The organism is Sorangium sp. So ce426 (assembly GCF_051475585.1).
Taxonomy (GTDB): Bacteria; Myxococcota_A; Polyangia; order Polyangiales; family Polyangiaceae; genus Sorangium; species Sorangium cellulosum_B.
Genome location: NZ_CP150341.1, coordinates 11,074,581 through 11,089,710 on the forward strand (window position 1 = coordinate 11,074,581; position 15,130 = coordinate 11,089,710).

Annotated in this window: 11 protein-coding genes; 5 read left to right on the forward strand and 6 right to left on the reverse strand. The window is 69.7% G+C overall.

Annotated features, from left to right (window positions below):
• Positions 1-138: 138 nt before the first annotated feature.
• The gene (locus tag WMF44_RS41575; protein ID WP_437295594.1) at positions 139-5,646 is read left to right on the forward strand and encodes a trifunctional serine/threonine-protein kinase/ATP-binding protein/sensor histidine kinase; all 5,508 of its coding nucleotides are present in this window, start codon (positions 139-141) and stop codon (positions 5,644-5,646) included.
• A gap of 54 nt (positions 5,647-5,700) precedes the next feature.
• Here the strand turns inward: WMF44_RS41575 and WMF44_RS41580 are convergent, their stop codons facing one another.
• The 6 genes from WMF44_RS41580 to WMF44_RS41605 all read right to left on the reverse strand — a co-directional run bounded on the left by WMF44_RS41580 (position 5,701) and on the right by WMF44_RS41605 (position 11,244).
• Positions 5,701-6,528, reverse strand: coding sequence for an alpha/beta fold hydrolase (locus WMF44_RS41580; RefSeq protein ID WP_437295595.1), 828 nt, complete (start codon positions 6,526-6,528; stop codon positions 5,701-5,703).
• Between the two features lie 16 nt (positions 6,529-6,544).
• The gene (locus WMF44_RS41585; RefSeq protein ID WP_437295596.1) at positions 6,545-7,510 is read right to left on the reverse strand and encodes an alpha/beta fold hydrolase; all 966 of its coding nucleotides are present in this window, start codon (positions 7,508-7,510) and stop codon (positions 6,545-6,547) included.
• Between the two features lie 10 nt (positions 7,511-7,520).
• Complete coding sequence (locus tag WMF44_RS41590; protein ID WP_437295597.1) at positions 7,521-8,345, reverse strand: lysophospholipase; 825 nt, start codon at positions 8,343-8,345, stop codon at positions 7,521-7,523.
• A 55-nt stretch (positions 8,346-8,400) separates the two neighbouring features.
• Positions 8,401-8,664, reverse strand: a complete 264-nt coding sequence (locus WMF44_RS41595) for a XapX domain-containing protein (RefSeq protein ID WP_437295598.1) — start codon at positions 8,662-8,664, stop codon at positions 8,401-8,403.
• Positions 8,665-8,670: 6 nt separating this feature from the next.
• On the reverse strand, positions 8,671-9,327 hold the full coding sequence (locus WMF44_RS41600) for a hydrolase (protein WP_437295599.1): 657 nt from the start codon (positions 9,325-9,327) through the stop codon (positions 8,671-8,673).
• Positions 9,328-9,456: 129 nt separating this feature from the next.
• A complete protein-coding gene (locus WMF44_RS41605; protein WP_437295600.1) occupies positions 9,457-11,244 on the reverse strand; it encodes an amidohydrolase in 1,788 nt (595 codons plus the stop codon).
• A gap of 366 nt (positions 11,245-11,610) precedes the next feature.
• Here WMF44_RS41605 and WMF44_RS41610 point away from each other — a divergent pair, with 366 nt between their 5' ends.
• The 4 genes from WMF44_RS41610 to WMF44_RS41625 all read left to right on the forward strand — a co-directional run bounded on the left by WMF44_RS41610 (position 11,611) and on the right by WMF44_RS41625 (position 15,129).
• A complete protein-coding gene (locus tag WMF44_RS41610; protein WP_437295601.1) occupies positions 11,611-12,204 on the forward strand; it encodes a protoglobin domain-containing protein in 594 nt (197 codons plus the stop codon).
• A 114-nt stretch (positions 12,205-12,318) separates the two neighbouring features.
• Positions 12,319-12,954 (forward strand): cysteine hydrolase family protein, encoded by a 636-nt coding sequence (locus tag WMF44_RS41615; protein ID WP_437295602.1) that lies wholly within the window; start codon positions 12,319-12,321, stop codon positions 12,952-12,954.
• Positions 12,955-13,252: 298 nt separating this feature from the next.
• A complete protein-coding gene (locus tag WMF44_RS41620; RefSeq protein ID WP_437295603.1) occupies positions 13,253-14,095 on the forward strand; it encodes an MBL fold metallo-hydrolase in 843 nt (280 codons plus the stop codon).
• A gap of 80 nt (positions 14,096-14,175) precedes the next feature.
• Positions 14,176-15,129 (forward strand): ArsR/SmtB family transcription factor, encoded by a 954-nt coding sequence (locus WMF44_RS41625; protein ID WP_437295604.1) that lies wholly within the window; start codon positions 14,176-14,178, stop codon positions 15,127-15,129.
• Position 15,130: the final 1 nt, after the last annotated feature.

The window sequence follows — 15,130 nt, forward strand, 5'->3', positions numbered from 1 at the left end:
TCGAGAACCTGGGCCGGTATGGACGGGATCTTCGGCCGAGAACACCCGACCAAGGTAGGATGGCCCCCTCGCTCCCCCGAGCGGAGCCTCGGAGACGCCTCCGTTGCCGCCAGCACCGGCCCACCCACGTTGCGCCCCATGACGACCTCGCACGACCCCGCAGCCGTCTGCTTGCGCGACGACGGCGAGCTCGCGCTCTACCGCAGCAGGGAGGGACAACCGACGTTGATCTTGCGGCCGGCTCACGCGCCTGCGGCGGACCTGCTGCAGAAGCTGGAGAATGAGTTCGCGCTCCGCGAGGAGCTGGATCCGGCGTGGGCGGTGTGCCCACGTGAGCTCGACTCCAGGCCGGGCCGCACGAGGCTCTGGCTGGAGGATCCCGGCGGTGAGCTGCTCGCCCATCGGGTCGGACGCGCCTGGCCGATAGGCGACTTCCTGCGCGTGGCGCTCGGCTGGACGCGCGCGCTCGACAAGCTGCACGCGCGCGGCATCGTGCACAAGGACATCAAGCCCGCGAATGCCCTGGTCGACGTCGACAGCGGCGCGGTGTGGTTGACCGGCTTCGGCGCCGCCGCGCGCGCGACGGACGAGCAGCGCGCGCGGCCGCCGGCCCTGGTCGGCAGCCTGCCGTACATGGCGCCGGAGCAGACGGGGCGCATGAGCCGGGCGGTCGATACGCGCAGCGACCTGTATGCGCTGGGCGTCTCCTTCTACGAGCTGCTCACGGGCGGCCTGCCGTTCGCCGCGTCGGAGCCGATGGAGTGGATCCATTGCCACGTGGCCAAACAGCCAGCCGACCCGCGCGATCGCGTGGCCGAGCTGCCGGCGCCGCTCGCCGCCATCGTCATGAAGCTGCTGTCCAAGCCGGCGGAGGAGCGCTACCAGACCGCGGCCGGCCTGGCGCGCGATCTGGAGCGCTGCCTGCTCGACTGGAGCGCGCACCGCCGCATCGAGCCTTTCTCGCTCGCGAGCGGGGACGCACGCCACCGAACCATGCCCGAGCGCCTGTACGGTCGCGACCGCGAGCGCGACGCGCTGCTCTCCGCCTTCGAACGGGCGCGCACGAGCGGCGCTCCCGAGCTCGTGCTCGTGTCGGGTTACTCGGGGATCGGCAAGTCGGCCCTCGTCGACGAGCTGAGGCGGGCCATCGGCCGGCGCGCGGCGTTCGCCTCGGGGAAGTTCGACCAGTTCAAGCGCGACATCCCGTATGCCACCTTCGCCCAGGCGCTCGAGAGCCTGGTGCGGCAGGTGCTCGGCCGGCCCGCAGAAGAGCTCTCGACGTGGCGAGAGGCGCTGCGGCACGCGCTCGGCACGCACGGCGGCCTGGTGACGAACCTCGTGCCCGACGTCGAGTTCATCGTGGGACCGCAGCCGCCGGCGCCCGAGCTGCCCCCGCACGACGCCAAGCAGCGCTTCCAGCTGATCTTCCGGCGCCTGATCGCTGTGTTCGCCAGGCCCGAGCAGCCGCTCGTGCTGTTCCTGGACGACCTGCAGTGGCTCGACGCAGCCACGCTCGACCTGATCGAACACCTGGCCACGCACCCCGAGCTCTCGAACCTGCTGATCGTGGGCGCGTTCCGTAGCAACGAGGTCGACGCCGAACACGCGCTGCACCGCCTGGTCGCGCGGCTGCGCGCGGCGGCCGGACGCGTGGAGGAGATCTCGCTCGAGGCGCTGGCCCCGCCCGACGTGGCCGACCTGCTCGCGGACGTCCTGCAGGCGGACGCCGCCGAGCTCGCGCCGCTCTCGGAGCTGGTGCGCGAGAAGACCCACGGCAACCCGTTCTTCGCGATTCAGTTCATCAACGCGCTCAACGAAGTGGAGCTCCTCCATTTCGATCCAGCGAGATCACGCTGGCGCTGGGACCTCGAGCGCATCCGAGCGCGCGGCTTCACCGACAACGTGGCCGAGCTGATGATCGAGAAGCTGACGCGGCTGCCGGAGCCCACGCGTCGCGCGCTGATGCACCTCGCCTGCCTCGGTAGCTGCGCGCCCATCGAGGCCCTCTCGCTCGCGCTCGGCGCCGGCGAGCGTGAGCTGACAGCCGCGCTGGACGACGCGCTGCGGAGCGGGCTCGTGGTGCGTGTCGAGCGTGAGTATTGCTTCCTGCACGACCGCGTGCAGGAGGCCTCGTACGCGCTGATCGACCCGCGCGACAGGCCCGCCCTGCACCTCGCCATCGGCATGAGGCTCTCCGCGGAGTCGGCCGAGCGCGCGCGCGAAGAGGGCAGCTTCGACATCGTGAACCAGCTCAACCGCGGCCTCGACCTCCTGCGCACGCGTCGAGAGCGCATGCGCGTGGCGGAGCTGAACCACGCGGCGGGGCGCCGCGCCAAGGCCGCATCGGCGTACACCTCGGCGCTCGTGTACCTGGAGGTGGCCGACGCGCTGCTCGACGAAGGCCGATGGGAGAGCGACTACGCGTTCGCCTTCGCGCTCGGCCTCGACCGCGCGGAGTGCGAGCTGCTCGCCGGCGAGCTCACGGCCGCCGAGGCGTGCTTGACTGAGCTCGCGCCGAGGGCCGCCAACCTGGTCGACCGCGCCGCGGTCGCGCGGCTCCGCATCCTGCTCTGCACGACGGCGGGTCGAAACGGCATGGCCGTGCAGGTCTGCCTGGACTTCCTGGGTACGATGGGCATCGACTGGACGCCGCGGCCCACGCGCGACGAAGTGGAGAGGGAGTTCCAGAGCCTGTGGGACGAGCTGGGTGATCGCAGCATCGAGTCGCTGATCGAGCTGCCGGTCAGCAACGACAGCTGGCGCGCCGCGCTCGACGTGCTCACGGCGGCGCAGCCGCCCGCGCTCTTCACCGACAGCGACCTGCACGATCGCCTGGTCGCGCGCATGGCGCGCCTCAGCCTCGCTCACGGCAACAGCGACGGCTCCTGCTACGCCTACGCGGTGCTGGGCGTGGTGCTCGGCTCCACCTTCCGCGACTACCCTGCCGGCAACCGCTTCGGCAAGCTGGGCTTCGATCTCGTCGCGGCGCGCGGCTTCGATCGCTTCAAGGCGCGCGCGTACATGTCCTACGGCGCGCACGTGAACACGTGGGCCCAGCACATCGACACCAGCCTGGTGCTTGTGCGGCGGGCGCACGCCGCCGCGCTCGAGGCGCTCGACCTGACCTTCGCCGGCTTCAGCAGCGAGACGCTCGTGACGCTGCTGCTCGGGAGCGGCGCGCCGCTGTCGGAGGCGGCGCGCGAGGCGGAGCGCGGGCTCACGCTCGCTCGTCGTACCGGCTTCGGGCTGGTCGAGGACATCATCACCTCGCAGCTGCAGCTGATCCGGCTGCTCCGCGGCCACACGCGGAGCTTCGCCTCGTTCGACGACGACGACTTCGACGAAGCCAGCTTCGAGCAGCACTTCGCCGAGGACCAGCAGCTCGCCTTCGCCACCTGCTGGTACTGGATTCGCAAGCTGCAGGGGCGGTTCTTCGCGCGCGACTACGCGGCGGCGCTCGCCGCGGCCCGGCAGGCCGAGGCGCTCTTGTGGACCTCGCCCGGTCATTTCGAGGTGGCCGAGTTCCACTTCTACACGGCCCTGGCGCGCGCCGCGCTCTACGATGCGAGCGCGCGCGAGGAGCGCACGCGCCACGCCGAAGCGCTGTACGAGCACGAGCGCATCCTCGCCTTGTGGGCGCGTCACTGCCCGGACAATTTCGAGAACCGAGCCAAGCTGGTCGCGGCGGAGGTGGCGCGCATCGAGCGGCGCGAGCTCGCCGCGGAGCGGCTCTACGAGGAGGCCATCGACTCCGCGCGAAAGCACGGCTTCACCCAGAACGAAGCCGTGGCGAGCGAGATGGCCGCCCGCTTCTATGCGATGCGCGGTTTGAGCGGCGTGGCCCTGGCCTATCTCAGGTCGGCGCGAGACGGCTACGCCCACTGGCAGGCGACGGGAAAGGTCACGCAGCTCGAGCTGCTCGAGCCGCGCCTGCGCGAGGAGCCCTCGCTCACGCGCTCCAGCGTCGGGGCGGCGCGCGTGGAGCAGCTCGACCTCGCGCCCTTCCTCAAGGCGTCTCAAGCGCTCTCGGGAGAGATCCAGCTCGAGCGCTTGATCCGCACCTTGATGACCATCGCGCTCGAGGGAGCCGGCGCGGAGCGCGCGCTCTTGGTCACACCGCGGGGCGAGGAGCTGTGGGTCGAGGCGGAGGCGGTGACCGCGGCCGACCACATCGAGGTGCGGCTCGTTCGTGAGCCCACACCAGCGAGCGATGCGCCCGCGTCGATCCTGCGCTACGCGGTGCGCACACGGCAGCCGCTCCTCCTCGCCGATGCCGCGCAGGACGCGCGTTTTGCCGCCGATGAGCACGTACGGCGCGCGCGCCCGCGCTCGATCTTTTGCGTGCCGCTCGCCAAGCAGGCGCGGCTGTCCGGCGTGCTCTACCTGGAGAACAACCTCGCGTCGCACGCCTTCACGCCCTCGCACCTCACGCTGCTCGAGCTGCTGGCCTCGCAGATGGCCATTTCGCTGGAGAACGCGCGGCTCTTCGACGACCTGCAGCGCGAAAACACCGAGCGCCGCAAGGTGGAAGAGCTCTTGCGCCGCACCAAGGCCTATTTGGCCGAGGCCGAGAGCTTGACGGACACGGGCAGCTTCGGCTGGAAGTTCGCGACCGGAGACCTGTTCTGGTCGGAGGAGACGTATCGCATCTACGAGGTCGAGCCGAACACAAGGCCTTCGCTCCCGCCGCTCCTGGAGCGCGTACCCAAGGAGGAGCGCGCGAACGTGCAGCAGGCGTTCGAGCGCGCCAAGCGCGAGGGGCAGATGATGCTGGAGCACCGGCTGCTCTGCGCCGGCGGGCGCGTCAAATACCTGCGCATCCGCGGACGCGTCCGCACCAGCTCGGACGGCAGCGCCGAGATCGTGGGCGCGGTGATGGACGTGACCACATCGCGACGCGCGGCGGAGGACCTCGAGGAGGCGCGCGCGCAGCTGGCCCACGTCGCGCGCACCACCACGCTGGGCGAGCTCGCCGCGTCGATCGCGCACGAGGTCAATCAGCCCCTCGCGGCCATCGCCGCGGACGCGAGCGCGGGCGTCAACTGGCTCGATCGCGCGGAGCCCGATCTGGTCGCCGTGCGTGAGTCGCTTGTCGCGATCGTGAACGACGGCCATCGTGCCGGCGACGTGCTCGCGCGGATTCGCCGCCTCTTGACGCGCTCGGCCGCGCACCGCGAGCGTTGCCACCTGGACGCCGTGATCAGCGCGGCGCTGCCGGTCGCGGAAGCCGAGCTGGCGCGACGTCGCATCGCGCTCGAGCTCGGGCTCCGATCGGGCGGGGCGCAGGTCTTCGCCGATCCGGTCGAGCTGCAGCAGGTCATCCTCAACCTCTTGCTCAATGCGGCCGAGGCCTCGCGCGATCTGCCGGAAGCGCGCCGGCGCGTGCGCCTGGAGACGGCGCTCTCGGAGGGCGACGACCGCGTCTGGGTCGTGGGCGCCGTCTCCGACGCGGGTGTCGGCCTCTCGCACGTGGACGGCGCGCGGTTGTTCGAGGCGTTCTACACCACGAAGCCCGGAGGGCTGGGCATGGGATTGTCGATCTCGCGCTCGATCCTCGAGCGCCACGGCGGCCGGCTCTGGGCCGAGCCAAACCCTGTATTTGGCGCGACGTTTCGCTTCGAGCTGCCGGCCGTCGAAGAAGCCTGAGCGGCGCGGACAGCGATGAAAGGCCGCGGCCCCTCGTGTCCGCGGCCCTCGCCCTCACGACTGGATGAACTCCAGCAGATCCGGATTGACGACGTCCGGGTTGATGGTGCACAGGCCATGCCCCAGGCCCTTGTAGACCTTGAGCGTGCCCTTCTTGAGCAGCTTGATCGACAGCAGCGCCGAATCCGCGATCGGCACGATCTGGTCGTCGTCGCCGTGCATCACGAGCGTGGGCACGTCGATCTTCTCGAGGTCGCTGGTGAAATCGGTCTCCGAGAACGCCTTGATGCAGTCGTGGTGCGGCTTGATGCCGCCCATCATGCCCTGCCGCCACCAGTTGTCGACGACCCCCGGCAGCGTCCTGGCCCCTGGGCGATTGAACCCATAGAACGGCCCTTCGGGCACGGCGCGGTAGAACTCCGCGCGGTTCGCGACGAGCGCGGCGCGGAATCCATCGAACACCTCGATGGGAAGGCCACCGGGATTCTTGTCGCTCTTGACCATGATCGGCGGCACGGCGCCGATGAGCACGGCCTTGGCCACGCGGCCGTCCTGCCCGTACTTCGCGACATAACGCGCCACCTCACCGCCGCCCGTGGAGTGGCCGATGTGCACGGCGCCCTTGAGGCCGAGGTGAGCGGTGAGCTCCGACACGTCGCGGGCGTAGGTGTCCATCTCGTTGCCGTCGGAGGTCTGCGACGAACGCCCGTGACCGCGGCGATCGTGCGCGATGACGCGAAAGCCCTTCGCAAGGAAGAACATGAGCTGCGCATCCCAGTCGTCCGCCGACAGCGGCCAGCCGTGGTGGAACACCAGGGGCCGTCCGCTGCCCCAGTCCTTGTAGAAAATCTCGACGCCTTCCTTGGTCTTGAAAATCGGCATGTGGCTCTCCTTCTATCTATCGAATGGCGTGGCGCAGGAACGAGGCCACCTGTTCGGCGGCGAGCTGCGGGTACTGATGCTGCGGGCCATGCCCCGACTCGGGATACACGGCCAGGTGTGCGCTGGGGATCTTGCGGTTCAGCGCGAACCAGTTGTCCACGGCGGTGCTGATGTCGTTGTCGCCGCTGATGATGAGCAGCGGCGTGCGCGTGACCATCAGCTTCTGCAGCCGCCCGGCCGCATCGACGTGATACTCCTCGGCCGCGGCGAGGTAGGCCTTGATCGCCTCGGGGGTCGACGGGATTTTCTCGTCGACCCCGGGGCGCACGCGGATGCGGTCCCGCGACTCCTTCGCCATCTTCCGGCTGAACTCCGACCTCGGCTCGAAGAACAGCACGATCTCATCGTCCAGATCATTCACCGGCTTGAACGCGCGGTCGATGAACGCCTGTTGAATTTCCACCGCGCGCTTTCCCGGCGGCGCCGTGCCCACGAGGATCGCGTGCGTGGCGCGGCCGGGATGCTCGACCACCACGGTCTGCGCCACCGTGCCGCCCCATGACCAGCCCAGGAGGATGAATTTCTCGAGCTTCATGGCGTCCGCGAACGCGATCACGAAGTCCGCGGCCTGGCCGATGCCCGGCGGCAGCTTGCCGTCCGAGTAACCCACGCCCGGATAGTCCACCGTGATGATGCGGTTGTTCTTCGCCAGCTCATCGAGGAACAGCGGATCCCATGTGTCGAGCGTGCCGCGCATGCGCGTGAGGAGAACCATGGGTTCGCCCGCGCCGATGCTGCGGTAGGCAATCTTGTCGCTTCCGACCTGTACGTACTGCGTGGGTGCGCTGGCCGCCATATCGCCTCCTCTCTGTGCGTGGTGCGTGGGTGCGCTTGCTGTCTTGTCTGCAGGCAGCCCGGAGCAGCCCACCACGGCGAGCGCAAGCAATCGTGCAAGCAAAAGAACGAAAGAGATCTTCTTCATGACGGAGATCTCAGGCGATGCGCGCGTTGATCCAGCCCACCACGTCGGCCATCACCCGCTCTTTGCCGAGGTCGTTGAGCAGATCGTGGAAGTGCCCCTCGTAGAGCTTCAGCGTCTTGTCGCTCGAGCCGGCCTTGTCATGGAAGAGCTGGCTGCCCGCGGGCACGGTGGCCTTGTCCTCGGTGCCGTGCATGATGAGCAAGGGCAGCGTGAGGGTCCCGAACTCCGCGCGCATGCGGTCGGTGGCCTTGAGCAGCGCCGCCACCGTGCCCGCCGGCTGGACTTCGCCATGGGTCAGCGGATCCGAGTTCAGCTTCTGCAGGGCCTGCGGGTCGCGCGTGAAGTCCTTCTCATGCAGCTTCAGCACCGGCAGCTTCGGCGCCACGCGCCCGAGGAAACGCACGAGCGACAGCACGGGCTTCGGCGCCCACACCTCGAACGCAAAGCTCTCGCAGATGAAGCCGGCGATCTCTCTCTGATGATCCAGCGCCCAGGTGCAGGAGATCACCCCACCCATGCTGTGACCCAGCACAAACACCTTGAGGCCGGGCTCGCGTTTCTTCACCAGGGCGACGAACGTCCCCAGATCGTCCGTGTACTCGGAGACGTCATTGACGAACAGGCGCGGCCCCTCCGATTTGCCGCGCCCGCGGTGGTCGTAGGCGTACACGGCAAAACCCGCCGCCGACAGCTGCTCCCCCGACCACTGGTATTGCCCGCTGTGCGCAAGAACGCCGTGGCAGAGCACCACGGCCGCGCGCGGCGTCCCCGCCGGCCGCCAGGAGCGCATGTGGAGGCGCGTGCCACCGCCGCCGGTGAATGTTTCTTCTTTCATGGGAGGTCCTCGTTAGAGATGGCGTTTGAAAACAACTCGAGCATGCGTGGGTGGCTCAGCGGGCGGCGTCGTCGCCATGGTCGGGCTCGGGCGCGGGCACGCCGGTGATCTTGGGCGCGCACTCGCGGGAGAACCACGCCGCGCTGAGCGGCTCCCCGGCGAGGAGCCGCCGCGCGGCCGGGCCGACCTGCTCGCCGAGGAGCATGCCGCACAGCCCGATCAGCGCGATGATCGGCGGCGCGGGTGCGCGCACGTTCAGCACGCTGTAGAGGGTGCCGACCAGCACGCCGACGCCCAGCGAGATCAGGTAGAGCTTCATGCGCTCCTAGTGGCCGCCCTCGGAGGCGTTGAACATGGACTTGGCGTAGATGATGCCGAGGCCGTAGGCGCCCCCGAGCTCTGCGGCGATCCCGGTGGTCGCGCCGTACGTCTCGCCGCGGGCCCAGTCGCGCTGGAGCTCGAGCAGGTATTGCAGCGCGGTCAGCGGGCGCGCGCCGGCCTGGACCATGCGCGTGACGGCGCGCTCGTGGGCCTCGTCGGACACGTCGCCGCAGGCGTCGGTGATCACGTAGACCTCGAAGCCCTGCTCGATCGCCGACAGCACGGGGCCGACGATGCACACGGAGGTCCACAGGCCGGCGATGACGAGGCGCGACTTGCCGAGCTTGTTGACGCGGGCGATGATGTTGGCGTCCTCCCAGCAGTTCATGGTGGTGCGATCGATGATGTCGAGCTCCGGCTGGGCGGCGCGGATCTCGGCGAAGATCGGGCCCGAGAAGGTCTTCTCGGCCACGGTGGTGAGGATCGTGGCGACGCGGAAGACGCGGGCCGCGCGGGCCGCCAGGGTGGCGTTGTTGCGCAGCAGGACGCCGTCGATCGAGCGGGTGGCGAACGCCATCTGCGGCTGGTGGTCGATGAGGATCAGGGTGTGATCGCCGGGGGTGAGCAGCGACTTGGCGGGAGCGGCGGTGGCGGTGGGCATGGTCTTTGAATCCTTTTTGGTGAAGATGAAACGAATGAACGAACGGTGACTGTCAGAGCTCGAGGGGCAGCCAGGAAGCGACGAAGTCGACGTCGCGGGTGCTGCCGGCGTGGGCCGCGGAAGAAGCGGCTAGAACACGGCGCAGGGGCAGGCGAGGCCGTGGTGGTGATGAGGGCGGCGAGCGCGCCGGCTCAGCGCGCGGGCGACCACGCCGGGGTCGTAGCCGCCGTGCTGCGCGGGCGGGGCCCAGCCGGGGCTGAACGGCAGCGGCGGGGGAGCGAGGCCGCCGAATTCGCCGCTGGCGTGGACGACGTCGCCGCCGACCACCGTGAGCACCGAGGTGATGTCGCGGATCTCCGCCTCTGGCACAACGAAGTAGTCGTCGGACAGCACCGCGAGGTCGCCGAGGCGGCCCTCGGCGACGAGGCCCCGCTGGCCGTCCTCGCCGGAGAACCACCCGTTGCCGGCGGTGTAGAGGCGCAGCGCTTGCTCGCGCGACAGGCGGGCGCCGGGGCCGAGCAGCTCGGTGCCGCCGACGCTGCGACCGGAGACCAGCCAGCCGAGGCCGACCCACGGGTTGTAGCTGGCGACGCGCGTGGCGTCGGTGCCCCCGCCGACGGGGATCCCCGCGGCGAGCATGCGCCGCACCGGCGGGGCGTCGCTCGTCATCTCCGGGCCGTAGCGGTGGAGGAAGTGCTCGCCCTGATACGCCATGCGGTGCTGGATGGCGATGCCGCCGCCGAGCGCCGCTATCCGGTCGATGTTGCGCGCCGACACCGTCTCGGCGTGATCGAAGAACCACCGCAGGCCGGCGAACGGGACCTTTCGATTCACGGCCTCGAACACGTCGAGCATGCGCGAGATCGACTCGTCGTAGGTGGCGTGCAGGCGGAACGGCCAGCGACTCGCGACCAGGTGCTCGACAACGGCGCCGAGCTGCGCCTCCATGTGCGGCGGCAAGTCGGGCCGCGGCTCGAGGAAGTCCTCGAAGTCGGCGGCCGAGTAGACGAGCATCTCGCCGGCGCCGTTGAGCCGATAGTACTCGTCGCCGCGGCCAGGGCTGACGGCCTTGGCCCACTGGCTGAAGTCCTCGAGCTCCTGCCCTGGGCGCTGGGTGAACAGGTTGTAGGCCAGGCGCACCGTCAGCTGCTTTGCGGCCGCGAGCTCCTCGATGATCTGGTAATGCTCGGGGTACTGCTGGAAGCCGCCGCCGGCGTCGATCGCCCCGGTGATGCCGAGGCGGTTGAGCTCGCGCATGAAATGACGGGTGCTGTTGCGCTGCTCGTCAGGGCCGAGGCTGGGGCCCTTGGCCAGCGTGGCGTAGAGGATCCACGCGTTCGGCTTGGCGACAAGGAGGCCTGTCGGCTCGCCGTGACGGTCGCGCTGGATCACCCCGCCCGGCGGGTCGGGCGTGTCGCGCGTATAACCGACGGCCCGCAGCGCGGCGCGGTTGAGCAGCGCCTGCGCGTAGAGGTGGAGCACGAACACCGGGGTGTCCGGCGCGGCGGCGTTGAGCTCGTCGAGGGTCGGCATGCGCCGCTCGGCGAACTGGAACTCCGACCAACCGCCGACGACGCGGACCCACTGCGGCGGCGGGGTGATCTGGGCCTGCGCGCGCAGCCGCCTCAGGGCCTCGGCCAGCGAGGCGACGCCGTCCCACCGCAGCTCGCTGTTGTACGTGAGGCCGCCGCGGATGAGGTGGAGGTGTGAATCGATGAGGCCGGGGATCGCCCGCCGGCCGCGCAGATCGATCGTGCGGGCGCCGGCGCCGGCGCGGCGCAGGACGTCGGCGTCGTCGCCGACCGCGACGAATCGCCCGCCGCGGATCGCCGCCGCCGAGGCCGCGGGCGCCCGCGGATCCATGGTGGTGATTCGCCCGTTGAAGAGGATGAGCTCGGGGTCGGCGCTGGTTGTCATAGGCAGGGTCCGCGCGGAAGATGGCGGAGGAATGGTGGACGGGAAACCCGACCTTAGGGGGGTGAGGGCTCCCCGACGCCTCGCAGCGCTCCTCCGTCTCGAACCACGATCGCGGCGCGAATCACGGCCAGACGTCGCGCGCCGTTCCCATCGGCCCATCCATCGATGACCGGCGCGCGATCGTCGGGATCGAGACACCCGACCTTGGTCGGGTCGTCCTCGTTGAAGATCCCGTCTATGGCCACCTGGCGCACGGCGCCCGGGCCGATGTCGACGCCCGCACCACCCGCGCTCGGCCACGGGCAGATACCGTCGCATGGATCTCGAAGCGGATCCGCTGACCTTCCACCCGAGAGAGGCCCTCCAATGACGCAATCTTCGATCCCCGGCTACACCTTCGGCACGCCGCACGTCTCCGCGTCGCCCATCACGGACGCCGACTTCGCGCTGCTCAAGCAGACCGTCCTGCTCGGCGACGACGACCTCCGCTACCTGCGCATGGCGGGAGAGGTGCTCGGCGACCAGATCGAGGCCGTGCTCGACGTCTGGTACGGCTTCGTCGGCGCGAACCCTCACCTCCTGCACTACTTCAGCGGCGCTGACGGTCAGCCCAACCCGCGCTACCTGAGCGGCGTGCGCCAGCGCTTCGGCCAGTGGATCCGCGATACGTGCGCGGCCCGCTACGACCGCGCGTGGCTCGATTACCAGCACGAGATCGGCCTGCGCCACACCAGCGCGAAGAAGAACCGGACCGACGGCGTGACGTCGGCCGCGCCGCACATTCACCTCCGTTACCTGATCGCCTTCATCGTCCCGATCACCGCCACGATCAAGCCGTTCCTGGCCAGGAAGGGCCACACGGCCGCCGACGTGGAAGGGATGCACGCCGCGTGGTTCAAGGCGGTGACGCTGCAGGTCACGCTGTGGAGCGTGCCCTACGTGGCGCCGTCGGCGTTCTGACGGCGCTGGGCCATCGCGGGCCGCCGCGCTCATCCGTGATCCGTCGACGTGGAAGAGGCTGCGGCCCCCGCTGGCGAACGTCGCGTCCCGCACCAGCGAAAGGAGTGAACCGTCATGAATGAGACTTACGCGCCGGACTCGACCGGCCTGTTGTTCATCGATCCGTACAACGATTTCCTCAGCGAGGGGGGCAAGCTCTGGCCCCTCCTGAAAGACAGCATTCAGGAGCACGCCGTCCTCGATCACCTCCGCCAGATCGTCGCCGCCGCGCGGGGCGCGGGCATTCGCGTGTTCGTCGTCCCCCACCACAGGGCCGAGCCGACGGATTACTCCACGTGGAAACACCCCACTCCGTACCAGCTCTCGTCCGCCAAGCTGCAGGTCTTCGCGAAGGGCTCGTGGGGTGGAGAATGGCACCCGGACTTCGCGCCTCGAGAGGGCGATGTCGTCATCAAGGAGCACTGGGCGCAGAACGGCTTCGCGAACACCGACCTCGACCAGCAGCTCAAGCAGCACGGCATCCAGCGGGTCATCCTCGTCGGCCTCATCGCGAATACGTGCGTGGAGGCCACGGGGCGGTTCGCGATGGAGCTCGGCTATCACGTCACGCTGGTGAAGGACGCGACCGCCGCCTTCGGGCCGGAGATGATGCGCGCCGCCCACGAGCTCAACGGGCCGACGTTCGCGCATGCGATCGTGACCACGTCGGAGCTGCTCTCCTCTCTTCAGCAGGCAGTCGGAAGGCACTAGAGCGGCAAATGGGTTGAACCCGCACGCAAACAGCGAGAAGTTGGGACGCCAGAAGACGCCAAGAGACGCCAGAAGACGCCAAGAGACGCCAAAATTTTATTGTTTTCTTGGCGTCTTTTGGCGCCTCTTGGCGTCTTCTGGCGTCTCATTTTTATGGTTGCCAAGCTGATCGGCGTTCTAGGGTCACGGCGGCGGCCCCAGATCCGCCGGTTCGACCGTCTTGATCCATTCAGCGCGCGAGCGCCTCCCCGAGCTCGATCCGGGCTAGCGCCGCGCTCGCGCGATCGTAAGCTGCGCGATGGATCTGACATACCTCGGGACAGCGACGCTCGTCCTCCGCATCGGTGAGACACGGTTCTTGACCGATCCGGTGTTCGACGAGGAGGGGACTGCCTACGACTTCGGGCCATGGTTCGCGCCGCGATCGTGGTTCGCGACGGAGAAGCGTTATGTGACGCCAGAGAGCCCGGCGTCGCTCGGCTCCTTCGACGCCGTCCTCCTGAGCCACGATCATCACGCCGACAACCTCGACATGGCCGGGCGAGCGCTCGTCGCCGACGAGGCGCGCGTCGGCCGGGTGGTGACGACGGTGCCGAGCGCGCGGCGGCTCGCTCGCCCCGCGGCGACCAAGGACGCGCCGGGCCGCGGCCTCGGGCTCGGCGGACGCGCCGTCGGGCTCGCGCCTGGAGCGAAGACACGCGTTGGACCGGCCACCGTCACGACGATCGTCGCCCGCCACGGTCCGGGCTACGCGCCGCAGGCGCACGAGGTGACCGGCTTCCTCATCGACGTGGACGACGGCCCGCGCGTCTGGATCTCGGGCGACACCGTGCTCTTTCCAGCGCTCGAGGCCACGCTCGCGGAGATCCGACGCCAGCGCCCCGTCGACCTCGCCGTCGTCCACTGCGGCGCGGTCGGCTTCCCCCGCGCGCCCGGCTTCCGCCGCGCGCGCTTCACGTTCGACGCGGCGGAGGCGATCGCCGCGTGCCGCCTGCTGGACGCGAAGACCATCCTGCCGGTCCATCGCTCCGGGTGGGCGCACTTCCGGCAGCCCGAGGACGACCTCCGCGGCGCGTTCGTCGCCGCCGGCCTCGAGGAGCGGACGCGCTTCCTCGAGCTCGGCGGCACGCTCGAGCTCTGACCCACCCTTCGCGCTCGAGGGGCGCTTGACTCCGGCAGCCAGCGCTCCTATGACATTCGCGCATCTAGATACACAAATACATGAGTCTTTCCGAATACATCGAGACGCTGAACCTCCTCGGGGACGAGAGCCGGATACGGCTCTGCGTGCTCCTCCGCGAGCGCGAGCTGCGGGTGACGGATCTGGTTCGCGTGACGGGCATCGCGCAGTCGCGCGTCTCGACGCACCTCGGGCGGCTCCGCGAGGCGGGGTTCGTGCGGGATCGGCGCCAGGGGCCGCAGTCGTTCTATGCGCTCGCGGTCGACACGCTGCCCGGGACCGCGAAGGCCCTCCTCGATGAGGCAACGAAATCGCCCGACCCGACCCTGGAGGGCGACCAGCGGCGCCTCCTGGAGCTCGACGCCGAGCGGCGCGGCGGCCTGCCCGAGTCCTTCGCCGGCGAGATGGAGCGGCACTACTCCCCGGGCCGCACGTGGCAGTCGCTCGCGGCCGGCATCGCCGCGTTGCTCCGCCTCGGCGACGTCCTCGACGTCGGGTCGGGCGACGGCGCGGCGGCCAGCGCGCTCGCGCCTTACTGCCGCTCGCTCACCTGCGTCGACTCGAGCAGCCGGATGATCGAGGCCGCGAGAGAGCGGTTCTCGACCCAGCCCCACGTCCGCGTCCAGGTCGCCGATGTCCACGCGCTGCCGTTCGGAGACGCCTCCTTCGACTCGGTCCTCGTGTTTCACACGCTGACCTACGCCGAGGACCCACCGCGGGCGCTGGAAGAGTGCGCCCGCGTGCTCCGCCCGGGCGGTCGGGTGGTCATCCTGTCGCTCGACGCGCACCAGCAGCGGGAGATCACCGTGCCCTACGGCGAGCGCCACCCCGGCTTCTCGCCCTCCGACATCCGCGCCATGCTCACCCGCGTGAAGCTCGATGTCGCCGCGTCCGAAGTCGCCTGCCGCGAGACGAAGAAACCCCATTTCCAGGTCGTGCTCGCCATCGCCGACAAGCCGACCCCCGGTCCCTCCAAGAGCGCCAAGCGAGGCTGAT